The organism is Streptomyces sp. 7N604 (assembly GCF_052245475.1).
GTDB lineage: Bacteria > Actinomycetota > Actinomycetes > Streptomycetales > Streptomycetaceae > Streptomyces.
In genome coordinates, this window is record NZ_JBQQBX010000003.1 from 83,553 (window position 1) to 98,008 (window position 14,456).

The 14,456-nt window shown below is 69.3% G+C and carries 16 protein-coding genes; 10 read left to right on the plus strand and 6 right to left on the minus strand.

Annotated features, from left to right (window positions below):
- Window positions 1-17 precede the first annotated feature (17 nt).
- Window positions 18-1,046, plus strand: coding sequence for a Tn3 family transposase (locus tag ACTWP8_RS04195; RefSeq protein WP_443320787.1), 1,029 nt, complete (start codon window positions 18-20; stop codon window positions 1,044-1,046).
- On the opposite strand, the gene ACTWP8_RS04200 is transcribed toward ACTWP8_RS04195, so the two are convergent.
- Window positions 976-2,214 (minus strand): epoxide hydrolase family protein, encoded by a 1,239-nt coding sequence (locus ACTWP8_RS04200; RefSeq protein WP_443320970.1) that lies wholly within the window; start codon window positions 2,212-2,214, stop codon window positions 976-978. The genes ACTWP8_RS04195 and ACTWP8_RS04200 overlap by 71 nt on opposite strands.
- 269 nt (window positions 2,215-2,483) lie before the next feature.
- Between ACTWP8_RS04200 and ACTWP8_RS04205 the strand changes: the two genes are divergently transcribed.
- Together ACTWP8_RS04205 and ACTWP8_RS04210 are read left to right on the plus strand one after the other, a co-directional pair.
- On the plus strand, window positions 2,484-3,323 hold the full coding sequence (locus tag ACTWP8_RS04205; protein WP_443320788.1) for a recombinase family protein: 840 nt from the start codon (window positions 2,484-2,486) through the stop codon (window positions 3,321-3,323).
- A gap of 36 nt (window positions 3,324-3,359) precedes the next feature.
- Window positions 3,360-3,674 carry a hypothetical protein gene (locus ACTWP8_RS04210; RefSeq protein WP_443320789.1) on the plus strand — a complete coding sequence of 105 codons (315 nt, stop codon included), beginning with the start codon at window positions 3,360-3,362 and terminating at the stop codon, window positions 3,672-3,674.
- Between the two features lie 307 nt (window positions 3,675-3,981).
- On the opposite strand, the gene ACTWP8_RS04215 is transcribed toward ACTWP8_RS04210, so the two are convergent.
- Complete coding sequence (locus ACTWP8_RS04215) at window positions 3,982-4,353, minus strand: hypothetical protein (RefSeq protein ID WP_443320790.1); 372 nt, start codon at window positions 4,351-4,353, stop codon at window positions 3,982-3,984.
- Window positions 4,346-5,575, minus strand: coding sequence for a peptidoglycan-binding protein (locus ACTWP8_RS04220; RefSeq protein WP_443320791.1), 1,230 nt, complete (start codon window positions 5,573-5,575; stop codon window positions 4,346-4,348). Before ACTWP8_RS04220 ends, ACTWP8_RS04215 begins: the two co-directional genes overlap by 8 nt.
- Before the next feature lie 527 nt (window positions 5,576-6,102).
- Between ACTWP8_RS04220 and ACTWP8_RS04225 the strand changes: the two genes are divergently transcribed.
- Window positions 6,103-7,737: an IS1182 family transposase gene (locus ACTWP8_RS04225; RefSeq protein ID WP_443320792.1), complete on the plus strand. Its 1,635-nt coding sequence runs from the start codon at window positions 6,103-6,105 to the stop codon at window positions 7,735-7,737.
- 55 nt (window positions 7,738-7,792) lie between these two features.
- On the opposite strand, the gene ACTWP8_RS04230 is transcribed toward ACTWP8_RS04225, so the two are convergent.
- Window positions 7,793-8,218: a hypothetical protein gene (locus ACTWP8_RS04230; protein WP_443320793.1), complete on the minus strand. Its 426-nt coding sequence runs from the start codon at window positions 8,216-8,218 to the stop codon at window positions 7,793-7,795.
- Window positions 8,219-8,313: 95 nt separating this feature from the next.
- Window positions 8,314-8,478 (minus strand): hypothetical protein, encoded by a 165-nt coding sequence (locus tag ACTWP8_RS04235; RefSeq protein ID WP_443320971.1) that lies wholly within the window; start codon window positions 8,476-8,478, stop codon window positions 8,314-8,316.
- Window positions 8,479-8,487: 9 nt separating this feature from the next.
- Here ACTWP8_RS04235 and ACTWP8_RS04240 point away from each other — a divergent pair, with 9 nt between their 5' ends.
- The 5 genes from ACTWP8_RS04240 to ACTWP8_RS04260 all read left to right on the plus strand — a co-directional run bounded on the left by ACTWP8_RS04240 (window position 8,488) and on the right by ACTWP8_RS04260 (window position 10,909).
- A complete protein-coding gene (locus ACTWP8_RS04240) occupies window positions 8,488-8,697 on the plus strand; it encodes a hypothetical protein (protein ID WP_443320794.1) in 210 nt (69 codons plus the stop codon).
- A 148-nt stretch (window positions 8,698-8,845) separates the two neighbouring features.
- Complete coding sequence (locus tag ACTWP8_RS04245) at window positions 8,846-9,253, plus strand: hypothetical protein (protein WP_443320795.1); 408 nt, start codon at window positions 8,846-8,848, stop codon at window positions 9,251-9,253.
- A gap of 202 nt (window positions 9,254-9,455) precedes the next feature.
- On the plus strand, window positions 9,456-10,025 hold the full coding sequence (locus ACTWP8_RS04250) for an extensin (RefSeq protein ID WP_443320796.1): 570 nt from the start codon (window positions 9,456-9,458) through the stop codon (window positions 10,023-10,025).
- Between the two features lie 245 nt (window positions 10,026-10,270).
- Entirely contained in the window at window positions 10,271-10,501 is a 231-nt protein-coding gene (locus ACTWP8_RS04255; protein ID WP_443320797.1) for a hypothetical protein, read from the plus strand.
- Window positions 10,502-10,732: 231 nt separating this feature from the next.
- A complete protein-coding gene (locus ACTWP8_RS04260; RefSeq protein WP_443320798.1) occupies window positions 10,733-10,909 on the plus strand; it encodes a hypothetical protein in 177 nt (58 codons plus the stop codon).
- Window positions 10,910-11,028: 119 nt separating this feature from the next.
- Here ACTWP8_RS04260 and rox read toward each other — a convergent pair whose 3' ends face one another.
- Window positions 11,029-12,456: a rifampin monooxygenase gene (rox, locus tag ACTWP8_RS04265; RefSeq protein ID WP_443320799.1), complete on the minus strand. Its 1,428-nt coding sequence runs from the start codon at window positions 12,454-12,456 to the stop codon at window positions 11,029-11,031.
- 918 nt (window positions 12,457-13,374) lie between these two features.
- Between rox and ACTWP8_RS04270 the strand changes: the two genes are divergently transcribed.
- Window positions 13,375-14,439 carry a lytic murein transglycosylase gene (locus ACTWP8_RS04270; protein ID WP_443320800.1) on the plus strand — a complete coding sequence of 355 codons (1,065 nt, stop codon included), beginning with the start codon at window positions 13,375-13,377 and terminating at the stop codon, window positions 14,437-14,439.
- The last annotated feature ends 17 nt before the right edge of the window (window positions 14,440-14,456 follow it).

Below are 14,456 nucleotides of genomic sequence, written 5' to 3' on the forward strand. Positions count from 1 at the left end.
GGTCGCCAGAGGAGCTGTTGGCGAACTGGACGCTGGTAGACGGCGACTGGGACCTGGTGGCGAACAAGAGCGGGGCGACCCGGCTGGGCTTCAGCCTGTTGCTGAAGTTCTTCGAGCTGGAAGGCCGGTTCCCCGATGTGCTGGAAGAGGTCCCGCCGGCCGCCGGGTTCGCCTTCACCGAGCTGCTCAACTTCCGTCTGCTGCCGAGGCTGAAGAACATCGGCAGCATCCGCCTGTACCGCCCCGACGACGCCCCGCCCGGCTGGCCCGCGCTCGGCGCCTCGCTGACGCGGCCGATCCGCTGGGAGCTGAGCGAGCAGCAGTACGACCAGATGGTCAAGTACGCCACCGCGCTCCGGCTCGGCCCGCCGAGGCGGAGCAGGTGCTGCGGCGCTTCACCCGCGGTGGCCCCAAGCCACCCCACGTACCAGGCCCTCGAAGAACTCGGGCGCGCGGTCCGCACGGCCTTCGCCTGCGACTATTTGGCCAGCCCCGGTCTGCGCCGGGAGATCCACGGCGGGCTCCAGGTCATGGAGAACTGGAACAGCGCGAACACCGTGCTCCACTACGGCAAGGACGGTGCCCTGACCGGCCCGGACAAGGAGCACGCCGAGACCTCGATACTCGCCCTGCACCTGCTCCAGTCCGCGCTCGTCCACGTCAACACCCTGCTGGTTCAGCAAGTCCTGGCCGAACCGGCCTGGGCATCGCGGCTGAGCGAGGAGGACCGGCGCGGCCTGACCGCGCTGTACTGGTCCAACGTCAACCCGTACGGCACCTTCCGCCTGGACATGGACAAACGCCTCGACCTGGGGCCGGCCGCCGCCGTGCCCCGCCCCCGCGGCGAGCGGAGTCCCGTAGGGAGGCCGGCTCAGGCAGACGGCGTGGCGGGCGGTGCGGGCCGGTCAGCCGACGCGCACGCTCCCGCCAGGCAACGTTCGCCTGGCCCGTTGCCGGACGAGCCCGCAGGATCGTTCAGGGCCTGCGGCCGTGGAAGGTGCGGCGCAGGTCGCTCACCCAGGCGTCGGGGTTCTCCCAGGGGATGAAGTGCCCGCCGTGGTCGTGGGCGTTGACGTTGACGTGGTTGAACCAATCGGCCTGCGGGCCGGTCTTGAACGCCCGGACGCGCTCGTCGGCGGTGTGGATGCCGGGCGGGTTCTCGTACGTGACGAAGGTGAGGCCGACCGGGGCCTGCACGACCGGGGTGCGGTCGTGGGCGGGGGCCCAGGGGTAGCGGTTGGCGTTGGCGTAGTAACGCATCGACGTGGCGATGGAGTTGTTCACCCAGTAGATCGTGGCGTGGGTGAGCAGGTCGTCCTTGGTGAAGACGGACTCGACGTCGCCGCCGTTGTCGCTCCAGGCGTTCCAGCGCTCCAGCAGCCAGGCGAGCAGTCCGGCGGGTGAGTCGCTCAGCCCGTGGGCCAGGGTGGCGCCGTCGAGCATGTGCACGGCGAGGTGGGACGCCGAGCGGTGGTCCAGCTCGATGATGCGGGCGCGGACGTCGGCGGGCTGGTCGTCGGTGAGGGGCCGATTCCGGGCGAAGTCCCAGGCGCGGGGGCCGGTGAAGAAGTCGAGCGGCAGCCCGGAGCCGATGTGGATGCCGTACAGCTCGTCAGCGTACTTGTGGCCGAGCTGGCTGGAGACGATCCCGCCGATGTCGCAGCCCCCGGCGGCGTACTTCTCGTATCCCAGGGTCTCGGTCATCAGGGTGTGCCACAGGTCGGAGACCTTCCAGAAGTTGACGTCCGAAAAGCCGGTGAGCGGGCCGGGGAAACCGAAGCCCGGCAGGGACGGCACGATGACGTCGAACGCGTCGGCGGGGTCACCGCCGAACGCGGCCGGGTCGGCGAGCGGGTCGATCACCTTCGACCAGTGCCAGAACGTCCACGGCCAGCCGTGGGTGAGGATCAACGGGATCGGGCTAGGGCCGCGGCCAGGCTTGCGCATGAAGTGCACTGGGACACTGGCGACGCTCGCCTGGTAGTGCTCGTAGGCGTTGATGGCGGCCTCGGCCTTGCGCCAGTCATAGCCGTCCCGCCAGTAGGCGACCAGCTCACGGAGATAGCTGTCCGGGACGCCGTAGGACCAGTCCCCATTCCCCTCGTCCAGCGGCGGACGGGTCAATGTGAGACGGGCGCGCAGGTCATCGAGAACCTTGTCGGACACGTGGATCGGGGTGGGCTCCAGGGGGAAGGCGTGAGGAGGGGTGGTCATGGCGTGGTTCCTTCTGGGTAGGGGGAAGCGGTGTCGTCGACCTGTGGGTGGTTGGGCGGCGAGCCGGGCCATTTCGAGGAGTGCGGGCAGCGATGCGGCGAGTGCCTGCCGGTGGTGCGGGTCGAGCTGGTGGGCCAGGGCCGACAGGCGACCGATGCGCTCCTTTCGCCGCGACTCGACCACCTTGGCACCGGCGCGGACACTCAACGGCTCTGACGATAGGACGTTTCCACATCCGCCCCGGGGCGGCGTTGCATAGGTGGTCACTCGTGAAACACCCGCCCGCCCGGCGGTCCACCTGTGCCGCCACGGCGGGCTCCCCGTGCCGGACCGGAAAGGGCAAGGTGGCCATCCAGTACCACACCGCCCGCTTCCGCCTCGTGCCCCAACTTGCCAACGGGCTCAGCGTGCAGACCCCCGCCGTACGCAAGCCGGGGTCGGTGTGGGCCGAGCTGCCCCGGCCGGTGAGCGTCGGCGCCGAACCAGTCGGGCACGTCCGCCTTGGCTATGCCCGCGCCTCGACCGCCCGGCAGTCCCTCGACGCACAGCTCGACTCCCTCGCCGAGGCCAGGGTGACACGGGTCTTCTCGGAGAAGATCTCCACCCGCGCCACCAAGCGCCCCGAGCTGGAGGCCGCCGTGAAGCTCGCCGGGGAGATCCGCTCCTCCGGCGTCGCCGTCACCCTCGTCGTCCACGAGCACAAGCGGCTCGGCCGCGGCATCGAACTCGCCATGCTCGCCAAGGAGCTGAAGGCGAGCGACGTCGGCCTGGAGTTCCTCACCGGCGAGCTGAAGGGCTCGCATGACCCCTCCGGCATCGTGCTCACCGTGCTCGCGGCCATGTCCGGCATGGAGCGCGAGTACATCCGCGACCGCACCCTCGAAGGCCACGAGTCCGCCCGCAAGCGCGGCAAACCCATCGGCGGCGCAGGCGTCACTGACGAAGACATGCTGTCCTTGGAGGGGATCGGCGCCGTGGGTGAGGGCCTCTTCGAGCTGGCGGTCGACGCGGAGCCGTTCCAGGGTGGCGGTGAGGTTGCGGGTGGCCCGGGTGGTCCAGAGTTTGCCGGCCGGGCCGAGTTCGACGGCGGTCTTCTGGGTGATCAGTAGGTGGGGGTTGGCCGTGTTCGGCCAGCGGTTGCGGCGGTGGTCGAGCCAGTCCAGGACCGCCCGGCGGGTGAGGTCGTCGAGCGGGCGGACGTGACCGCCGACGGTGATGCGCCGGTTGCCCAGGTCGACGTCCTCCAACTGCATGGTGCGGATCATCTTCGGCCGTGCCGCGTGGATGGCGGCCAGGGCGACGATGAGCCGGATGTCCGGGGTGGTGGCGGTGGCGATGGCTTCGTCGATGTCCGCCTGGACGAGAGCTTGGAGGACGCCGCCGGTCTGCCGGGGGACACGGATGCGGATCGTGGGGTTGCGGAAGATCTGGCCGTTCTTCTTCGCGTGCCGGAACAGTGACCGCAGGGCGACGATCCGGTTTTCGCGCTGTTTGCCGGTGACAGCGTCCCGGGCCGCGATGATGTCCTCCCGGGTGACCTCTCGCAGGTGGTCGTAGCGGCTGGACCACTCCAGCAGCGCCTTTACAGTCCCCTCAAGATCACCGAATTGCACCCTGCTTGACCTGCTGCTTTGTCCAGACCGTGACCGGAGGCATCGAATCCCGTCCACGTCTCGTCCTGATCTTGCTGTGGGGCGCCGAGCAGAGGTCGGCGACTGAGCAGGTCGGCGTCGCCCGTCGAGATCACCGGTTCCCTCCGTGTGCTGGTCAGCTGGGGAGTGGCCACCATGGGGGAACGTTGTCGTATCCGCAGTGCCCGCTGTCGCTGGTGCCGCCGAACGGTGTCCCGAGCCATGCCATGTGCGCCCATGTGACGAAGAACAAGAACACGAGGAGCATCACGGCCGGGGCCGCCACCCGCAGCCAGGTGGGGCCTTTGGCCGGCACCCGGACCAAGGCGCCCAGCACAATGCCGACAGTGATCGCGACAACTGGCTCGAAGAGCCGGTCGAGGCCGAGGCTGCCCTCGTCCAGCCCGTAGGAGCCGCAGTACCGTCGGGCCTCATCCGCGAGCTTGAATGATGTGTAGCCGCCGACCGCGCCGACAGCTAGCAGCACCCCGCGCAGTGTTCTAGTCATCGTCTTCGGGCACCTGGAGGCGGTCCCACGAGTATTTGCCGGGCCAGCCGTCGGCTGCGGCGCCGTTGAAGCCGAGTTTGCGCTGCCACGCCGCGTAGGAGGCGCGGTCTGCCTCGGTCCACTGCGGGCCGGGGCCCTTGGTGTAGTGGCCGCAGCCTTCGGCGACCAGGCGCTTGCCCATGGCGGTGATGATCCGCGACTTGGGCTCGGTGTGGAACCATTCCTTTCCGGGGAACTCCTCGAAGTCTCCCGGGGTCTGCCCGACGTAGGGGACGCGGAGCTGTTCCCAGGAGGTCTCCCCGGGCCAGCCGTCGGCCTTGGCGCCGGCGAAGCCGAGCTTGCGCTGCCAGGCCGCGTACGATTCACGGTCGGCGTCCGACCACTGCGGGCCGGGGCCCTTGGTGTAGTGGCCGCAGCCTTCGGCGACCAGGCGTTCGCCCATGGCGGTGATGATGGAGCTGTTCGGCTCGTCGTGGAACCACTTGGCTCCGGGGAAGGGCTGGAACTCCGTCGCGTCATCGTCTGGGGTCGGGTCGGCGCCCTTCAGCGGAACGCCGCGGGCGGGGATCCACAGCTTCATCCCGGCCTTGACCTTGCCGGAAGAGTCGAGCTCATCAGGGTTGGCCATGATGATGTAGTCCTTGGGCACGTTGTACTTGACGCTGATCTTGCCCAGGGTTTCGCCGTCGGTGACGATGTGGTTCCCGCCGTCCCACAGGACACCGGGGTCGAGGCTGCCGTTCAGCACGTGCCCGTACAGCAGGTCGCCGGGGCACTGGGTGGGGTAGCCGTCGCGGTGCCCGGCTATCTCCCAGCCGGCGCCGTGACGCCGCAGGTAGGCGATGGCGTCCTGAATGCCGGTGATCATCTTCTTCGGCACGTCGGTGTAGCCACCCGAGCCGGTGAGCGCGCACACCGCGTAGTGCGCCCGGTTCAGTTCCTTGTTTCCGTTGGCGGCGTTCTGGGCGTACGCGCCGCGGCCTTCGAAGACGACGCCGTGGCGGCAGACCAGAAGGTTGTAGTCGATGTCCGCGTCGCCCTTGCCGTCCATATGCTCGTCTTGGATGTTCCTGACCCGCATGGCGCACAGGGCGTGCTGCTCGAGCCACGGCTCGTATCGGGTGCCGGTGTAGTGGACTTTGACGCCCTCGTTGGTCTTGACCGGCTCGTGCCCGTTGTCGGGCTTACGCGCGTTCCAGTCGGACCGGCGAGCAAAAAGCACGAAACTTCCCCCCTCTTGAGTGGTCAACTCCCCGCACTCTACCGGCGGTTGCGGCAGCCGCAGGGGGCAGCCCGAGCACCGGGAAACCCGGAAGGCCCCGCCAGGGAGGCAGATTCCAGGGGCCATTACAACCCGCACGATCGCCGTCGTAGGAGGTACCGAAGAGCATGCGCACGGCGCCGGGGCCGACGTCCTTCGGCTCGAAGGTCACTGATACGGCCTCGAAGCCCTGGCTCGGACACCAGCCGCAAAGTAGCGGGATGATCACGCACTCACCGTTGTGGCGGCCTGCTCGTCATGTTCGCGCAGTATGGGGTGCCAGTAAGAACCGTGTCACCGATCCTGCTGGCCAATTCCGTTGCTGGCCGGTTGTGGTGCTCGTTGTTCGTGCAGCGGTCGCGCTTTCCGACCTCGGCCGCAGGGCGGGGTGTGGGGTGTCGATGCAAGCGCGGCCGTGGCCGCAGGTTCCGGAAGCGACTGGGCGGGCAGCGCGAGCCGCGGCGGCGAAGGGCCCGTATCCGTTCGCGATGCGAGTGCGAGACGAGCTCGGAGAGCTGTTCGCGGACGCCGAGTTCGCCCAGGCATTCGGGGTGCGCGGTCGGCAGGGCTGGTCGCCGGGACAACTGGCGTTGGTGACGGTGCTGCAATTCGCCGAGAACCTCACCGACCGGGCCGCAGCGCATCGCGTGAGGTTCGGGATGGACATCAGGTATGCGCTGGGCATGGAACTGGATGATCCCGGGTTCGACGCCTCGGTACCGTGCGAGTTCCGTGCCCGTCTGGTCAGGCATGGCCTGGAGGAGCGGGCGCTGGACCTGCTGCTGACCGCGTTGAAGGACAAGGGTCTGGTGAAGGCAGGCGGGCGGCAGCGGACCGACTCCACTCGTGTGCTGGCGGCGGTGCGGGACCTGAACCGGCTGGAACTGGCCGGGGAGACTCTGCGCGCCGCACTGGAGGCCCTGGCATGCGCGGCACCCGACTGGCTGGCCGAGTCGGTGCCGCTTCGACTATGGACAGAGCGGTACGGGCCGCGGATCGACTCCTGGCAACTGCCGTCCTCCCAGGCCCAGAGCACCGAGCTGGCGCTGGTCTACGGCCAGGACGGCTTCGCGCTCCTGGAGGCGGCCCATGCCACAGACGCACCGGTGTGGCTGCGGGAGCTCCCAGCGGTGCAGATCCTGCGGGCGGTATGGCTGCAGAACTACACGCGCACGGCCACCGAGACCGGGCAGGAGGTAAAGCGGCGGGAGAGCGAGGGTCTCCCGCCGAGCAGACTGCGGCTGACCTCGCCCTATGACCTGGATGCGCGCTATGGCCTCAAACAGGGCTCGTGGTGGACCGGCTACAAGGTCCACATCAGCGAGACCTGCGATCCCGAGGAGGAGAACCTCCCGGCTGATGGCAGGACGGCATCCGGAACAGCTACGGCCGGTCCACTGCGCATCATCACCAACATCGCGACCACCGACGCCACCGTGACCGATGCGGAGATGACCGAGCCGGTCCACCACATGCTCGCCGCCCGCGACCTGCTGCCCGCCGAGCACTACCTGGACTCCGGCGACCCCTCCGCCGAATTGATCGTCGGCATGAAAAAGAGCTTCGGCGTCACCCTGGTCACCCCGGTTTTGCTGGACAGTTCACCCCAGGCCCGCGCCGGTGCCGGCTTCGGCCGCACCGCATTCACCATCGACTGGGACAACCGACAAGCCACCTGCCCGCGCGGGCACACCAGCACCTGGTGGAGCCCGGCTGTTCAGCGCGGCACCAAGGCGATCGTGGTCAGGTTCGACAAGGAGACCTGTCAGCCATGCCCAGTCCGCGACAAGTGCACGCGAGCCAGAAAAGGCGGTCGCACACTCTCCCTGCGCTCCCGCGAACAGCAGCAGGTCCTCGATGAGGCCCGCGCCCAGCAGACCAGTCAGGACTGGCGGACCAAGTACGCCACCCGCGCCGGTGTCGAGGGCACCATCCACCAGGCCGTCGCCACCACCGGGATGAGACGCGCCCGCTACCACGGCCTGAAGAAGACCCACCTGGAACACTCGTTCTCGGCGGTCGCGCTCAACGTCATCCGACTCAACGCATGGTGGAACGGCCACCCCCTCGACCGAACCCGCACCAGCCACCTCGCCCGGCTCGACCTCTCCCTCACCGCATGAGGGCCTGTGCGATATCTCGCCACTACGCTCCCTGTTGATGCTGGAGTAGGCATGGTCAACTAGCGGAGTGGGCCAGGTACTTACGACCTTCATCGCAGTGGCGGGAACGCTCATCGGTTCTCTTCTGGGGTACCAGTTCCAGAAGCGTGTGGCAGACCGGAGCGAACGCCGCAGCGCCGTCCTCGCCTTCACCGCTGCGACCAACGAATTCATACGGAGCCAACACGACTGGTGGCACCGCCAGCACGAGGAACAGAACGGTCCGGCGCACGTGGCAGCCAGAACGGAAGCCTTCCGGATCCGCGGCCAGGCCTTCCAGGCCGTTCACCAGCTCCGCCTGCTCGTGCCCGATGACGACCTGCATGCACGGGCAGAGCAAACCATCGGGATGATCGGTGCCCTTCACCGCGCAACAGACCGCGAAGAACTGCGGACGAAGTCGGTCGAGGCACGGGCGTCCCTCAACTCCTTCGTCGTACACGCTTCAGCCCAGATCAGGTAGACAGCCGGCAGTTCTCGCAGAGGTACTGACCTCGCATTAGCAGCAGGATCGTCACCAGCCGCAAACGGCGGTGATCAGTCGTCGGACCTGCCAGGTCGGGGCAGCTCCGGCGTATTGGTCGCCTCGGCGAGTGCGGAGCGACCGGCCTTCTGCTCGGGCACGTAGTTGTAGATCGTGTTCCTGGAAACGCCGAGGAGCTTCGCGATCGAGGTGACGGTGTTCTCCGGGCGGGCGAGCAGGTCGCGGGCATGACGTACCTGTTCGTCAGGTCATGGCCGGTGGGCGTCACCGACGAGCCCATGCTGTCCATGGCCCTTCACCTACGCGACCAGGAGATGAGCCTGCGCGACATCGCCAACGGCTCGTCATCACCACAGGCGCGAAGAAGGCCAGCCCCCCTCGCCTTCACCCCGATTACAGATCGATCGGACGAAGCGAGAACGCTTCAAGAATCCTGAAGTTACGTCACCGGCTCGAAGAACATCCCAAGGAGACAGAACACCCTGGCCACGGGGACAAGGAGTCAGCAGGGCTCAGAGGAACTCACGGGATGTCGCACACTTCGGCAGCCTCGACGGGCTCGCCGCCGCGCTCTACATCCGCTGTATGGCCAACCTGCTCGACACCCTGATCGCGGCGCTCGGGCGGACCAGGACCCCACGCACCGGGATCCGCGCTCTGGTCCTGGCCTACCTCCGGTTCGTCGAGACGGAACCGGCCCAGGCCCGCTTCATCCACGCCTCCGCCTACGCGGGTTTCGTCCCGGCGCACCCGGCGTCCATCACCACGGCCAAGGCGCCCCGTATCGAGAGGATGCTCGCGTGGCTCCGCCCGCACGCCGAAGCCGGGCGCGTGGTCGATCTGCCCGACTCGCTGACGGAGATGCTCCTCATCGGCCCGGTTGCGCAAACCGCGCGCCAGCGGCTCGCCGGCGACCCCGCGATCGACCTCCGCCAGGCCTGCCGCCACCTGCCCGAGCACATCTGGCAATCCCTCCGCGGGCCGCACGCTTGAGGCGCGGGGGCGGGTGCCGTGTGTGACGTTCGACACCGGGCGCGGGTGCCCGTATCGGACAGAGTCCGACATGTCGGATGGCAACGGCGGGAGCGGGTTCCACGCACCGTGTAACGACTGCGCATCGGATGGGCGTTCGGCTGCGGAATCAGGTTAACTGGGGCGTCGCAAGAGGCGACGCCACCAGGGAGACGCGAGCGAGATGGCCAAACACCGCCGACCCACGCGCGTACAGCAGGCCCGTGCCACGACGCTCAAGGCGGCCGCCGCGCTGGGCGTTGCCGGCGCCCTCGCCCTCGCACTCCACTCGACCGTCGGCGACGACAAGCCCGCCCAGGCGCGTTCCGGCACCAACGCCGAGCGGCAGCAGCCGCAGCAGCAGCCCGACAGCGAGCCGACCGCCACGGAGGAGCCCACGACGACCGGGCTCTCCCCCACCGCCTCCAAGGAGCCGAAGCTCCTGGAGGAGCGTTCTCAGGACGCAATCCGGACGAGCCGCACTGAAGCGCGCACTCCGGACTCCGCGACCACAGCCGCGGCCGCTCCCACCGCCACGCCGACCAGCGCCCCCACCTCCGATGCGGCGGCGCAACCGGCGAACCCGGCTCCCACGAAGTCCTCCTCGCCCGAGCCGACCCCGACGACGGAACCAGCCGACTCGACCGCCCCCACCGACCAGCCGAGCGAACAGCCCTCGGGCGGCGGTGACCAGGGGCTGGTGGGCGGCGTCGTCGGCGGCGTCGGCGGCGCGGTCGGCGGCCTCCTCCGCTGAGGCGCCCGGCAGAGGGCAAGACGCACGGATGACCCGTGGCCCGTACGCCCCTGCGTCTCCCGCTGGTTCTGCTGCTTCCTCTCGCGCTCGCGGCCTGCGGACCGCGCGGCCTGGTGACCGGGGCGGGGTCGACCGGGCCGAACTCGAGGCCCGTCCGCGGGCCATGGAGTCGGCGGTTGAGCTGAACCATGTGACCAAGGTGCCGGGATACGGGCTGGGCGCGGGCGGCTGACAGGCGCCGGGCAATGGCCCGGGCCCGCCGGCCTGCCGTCTGTGTCAGATGGCAGGCGCGTCTGCGCCTTGGCGATGAGCAGGTCCAGGAGTGGGAGCAGAGTGCGCTGCCGCCGGAGTACCAGTGCATCCTCGCCGCCGTGCGGCAGGCTGCGGGCCCGGTCATGACCCGGGCCATCGGCGAGGCACCGGGCCTGGACACCGGGATGCGCGGGGCAAGCTGGAGCCGCTGCGCGGGAAGCTGACGAAGCCGGCCGACCGGGGCTGGCTGCACAAACTGCCCGACGTCCGGTTCACCGCCCGCGCATAACCGGCGGTGTGGCGATCTGTGAATTCCTCAGAGGTGCACCACTGCCTGAGGAGGGCGGGGAGCACGAGTGAACGCTGCGGAGGCGGGACGCGGTCGGCCGGCCGCGAGCGGACGCAGACGATCAATCTCAGTGGCGGGCGGTGGTGATGCGCACGAGGATGCCCGCATGGACTCAGGTGAGCGCATCAATGAACCAGCGGTAACTCGGTGGACACAGTCACCCATCCACCCCGACATGTGGGTCGATCCGGACGACGACCCGCGCGAGAGCGATGCCGAGACCGTCGATGAACGCAGCGCGCTGCTCGACGGCCTGCGTCACTACCGCCTCACCATGGAATGACATTGATCTTGCTGGGGTCGGCGTACTTCGCGGAGGCTTCGACCTGGCGGGGTACGGCACCGGACCGCGCCGAACCCAGCCGGAGATAGGTCCCACCCTTTCGAGCCACAACTGCCCGCTCAGCTGACGGCAGCGCCGAACCACTTGGGCAGCCGGCTGAGCAGATCCTGCTGATCTTCACCGACCCACGCCACGTGGCCGTCCGGCCGCAGCAGCGCCGCGGGCACGTCCAGTTCCTCGCTGACGTCGACGACGTGGTCGACCCGATCTGCCCAGCCCGCCACCGAGAGCCGGCCGGTCTGGTCGAGCAGTAGCCCGCGGCCGCCGTGCATCAGCTCGTAGAGGCGCCCCCGCTTCAGCCCCACGTCCCGCATCCGCCGGCCGAGCAGTTCATGCCCCTCGCCGAAGTCGTAGCGGACCCCGATCGCACTGATCTTCTCGATCAGGTACCGGTTCACGTCCTCGAAGTCCATCAGTTCCGACACCAGCCGGCGCACTGACCGGGGACCCGGCTCGGGTGACAGCAGCTCCATCTGCGCACGGGTGTTGTCCAACACGCGGGCGGCCACCGGGTGCCGCTCGGTGTGGTAGCTGTCCAGCAGCCCTTCCGGGGCCCAGCCGCCGACCTCGGCGGCCAGCTTCCAGCCGAGGTTGAACGCGTCCTGCACGCCCAGGTTGAGCCCCTGCCCACCGGTCGGCGGGTGGATGTGCGCCGCGTCGCCGGCCAGCAGCACCCGGCCGACCCGGTAGCGCTCGGCCTGCCGGGTGGCGTCGCCGAAGCGGGAGAGCCAGCGCGGTGAGTGCACGCCGAAGTCGGTGCCGGCGAACACCCGCAGCTGTTGCTTGAGCTCCTCGAGGGCCGGCGGTACCGAGCGGTCCTCGGCCACCCCCTCGGCGGGCACGATGACGCGGTACATCCCGTCCCCGAGGGGCATGGTGCCGAACCGCAGATGGGTCTTGCGGACTTCGGCCACCACGGCGGCCAGCGTCTCCGGTGGCACGGCCACCTCCATCTCGCCCAGCAGCGTCTCGACCCTGGTGGGCTCGCCGGGGAAGCCGACGCCGAGCAGCTTGCGTACCGTGCTGCGGCCGCCGTCGCAGCCGACGAGGTAGCGCGAGCGCAGCTGCGTGCCGTCGGCCAGCTCGGCGGTCACCCCGTGTTCGTCCTGGCTCAGCCCGACCAGTTCGCAGCCGCGCCGGATCTCGGCGCCGAGCTCGGCGGCGTGCTCGGTCAGCAGGGCCTCGGTGACGCTCTGCGGGATGGCGAGGACGTACGAATGTGCGGTGTCCAGCCGGTCAGGCCACGGCTTGTCGATGCCGGCGAAGAAACCGCCGACCGCGAACTGCTCGCCGAGCGCGAGGAACCGCTCCAGCAGACCGCGCTGGTCCATCACCTCGACGCTGCGCGCGTGCAGGCCGAGCGCGCGGGCCTGCCCGGTCGGCTCCGCCTCCTTCTCCAGCACGAGCGCGTGCACGCCGTGCAGCCGCAACTCGCCGGCCAGCATCAAGCCGGTCGGTCCGCCACCGGCAACGATCACGTCAATCATGAAAACCCCCCATTCAACAACGTTGCATTTCGGCCAGCTGCTCCGCGCAGTCCGGCGGCGCGCACACCCGCACGTCCGCGCCGAGTGCCCCCAACCGCACCGCGAGTCCCACCGGCGGTTCGACGTCCCGCGAGACCCATACGGCGACAAAAGCACAGGAACTTCGCGAATCCCTGATTTCTGCAGGTTCTTGCTTCGGCTGACGATTTTGCGGCACGACCCGGGTCTTGCCGCAAGGCCCCTGGTGCGCTATACGTTGAGAGTGGCAAGGAGTGGGTAACCTCCTTGCCTTTGTCTTTTGCCGTCCGCTGTGGACGGACAAGCCCCTCCCGAAGCGGTGACGCGGCGCATACGGCGATGCCGGCAGTCCAGGAGAATTCCCATGGCCTGCGGATGCAGCCGCGGAACGAGAGGTTCTTCACCCTCTTCGGCAAGGCTGGCTCGAGCGTCGTCGAGAGCGCGGCCATCCTCATGGAGTTCGTCGCCGCGCCGCACGAGCGCTGAGCGGAGCTCGCCAAACGCATGCACGACACCGAGCACGCCGGCGACGACACCACTGAGGTCCGGGTGCCGTTAACGAATGACCTATTCGTATTCGGCGTCCTCGGCGCATGATCGCCATCATGCCGGGCCAACCTGGCGCTCAGCGGGGCCAACTCAGGCGCTAAGTCACAGGTGGCTGACCGTAGCGCCGGTTTTCGTTCCGATGTTCGCAACTCACATCGCACTCGTGCCGGACAAGCGCAGCCCGGCCGGCAGTGCGGGCTCGATGTTCGTCAGGATCGACCGGCCGTGGTCCGTCCGTAAAAAAATTCCCCGGTGTCGCGACGGACCGGGTGGCCGGCCGCGTAGAACACGTGAGCCGTGGCCACGTTCCGGCGCGGCACTGGGGAGTGGGAACCGAAGGGGGCCGGGGCTATGGCTGGACGGTACGGCAGTCGAATACGAAGAGGTGTGACGGGTACGGCGGTCGCCGCGGCGGCCATGGCGGCGCTGACCGCGTCACAGGCTCCAGGCGTCCTCGCGCGCGCCTCCGCCCCCGATCAGGAGGTCACCCCGCCCCCGGGCCCGCCGATTTCGGGCAACACGCCCTATTACACGGAACTGCCCCCGCTGGCGGCACCCGGCAACAGCCCTGCTGGCCCCAACGTCACCACCAGCCCGGGCGCAGGCGCCATCCCGTCCACCGTCCTCGCCGCGTACCAGCAGGCCGAGGCCGAACTCGCGCGGAGCCACCCCGGGTGCCATCTGCCCTGGCAGCTCCTCGCCGCCATCGGCCAGGTGGAATCCGCCCAGGCGCGCGGCGGGCGGGTGGACGCCGACGGCACCACGCACGCTCCCATCCTCGGGCCACAGCTCAACGGCCGCGGTTTCGCCGCCATCTCCGACACCGACGACGGGGTGTACGACGGCGACCGCTCCTACGACCGCGCGGTCGGCCCGATGCAGTTCATCCCGTCCACCTGGGCCACTTGGGGCGCCGACGGCAACGGGGACGGCGAGCGGAACCCGAGCAACATCTACGACGCGGCCCTCGCCGCCGGCCGCTACCTCTGCGCGGACGGACGCGATCTGTCGGACCCGTACGACCTGGACCGCGCGATCCTCGGCTACAACCACTCGCAGGAGTACCTGCGGACCGTCAAGTCCTGGTTCGCGTACTTCCGGACCGGTCACCGGGAGGTCCCGGACGCCCACCCCGCCGGCGGGCGCTCGGGCCCGGACTCTCCCGCGCCGCGCCCGAAGCCTTCGTCCACCCGCGCCAAGGCCGAGCCGAGCGCCCCGAGCAGCCCGGAGCCGGACTCCGGCCGGACGTCACCCAAGCCCTCCCCCTCGCGGACGACGGACCGGCCCGACGACCCGGAGCCCAGCAAGCCCCGGGTCCCCCTGCCGAACACTGAAGCCGAGCTGCCCGACAGCGACGTCGTCCCGCTGCCGACGGAAGACGCCGCCGTCCCGACGTCCGCTTCACTGCACCCATAGGCTTCCGCGCGGCGCGA